Consider the following 244-nt stretch of genomic DNA (forward strand, 5'->3'; position numbering starts at 1 on the left):
TGCTCTTCATCAGTCATGAGGCCTGTTCTCCGCCCATGTTCCACACCATGTCTCGACGAGCGCTTTTGCGGATTCAGTCATGGTCTTCTCCATTTCAGCCAGGAAAACCTTCGAGCACGATCTTGCCCTTTGCCTGACCGCTCTCGATCAGGGCATGGGCCTCTCGCAGGTTCGCCGCCGTGATCAGGCCGAGGTTCCTGCCAAGCGTGGTGCGGATACGCCCGTCATCCACGAGGCGTGAGAC

At 59.0% G+C, this 244-nt stretch carries 1 protein-coding gene; it reads right to left on the reverse strand.

What is annotated here, in order from left to right:
• Positions 1 to 94: 94 nt before the first annotated feature.
• Positions 95 to 244 (reverse strand): zinc-binding dehydrogenase (locus tag B7449_RS18950; RefSeq protein WP_148431436.1); only part of this gene is annotated, 150 nt, incomplete at its 5' end.

Origin of the sequence: Komagataeibacter intermedius TF2 (genome assembly GCF_000964425.1) — a bacterium.
GTDB lineage: Bacteria > Pseudomonadota > Alphaproteobacteria > Acetobacterales > Acetobacteraceae > Komagataeibacter > Komagataeibacter intermedius.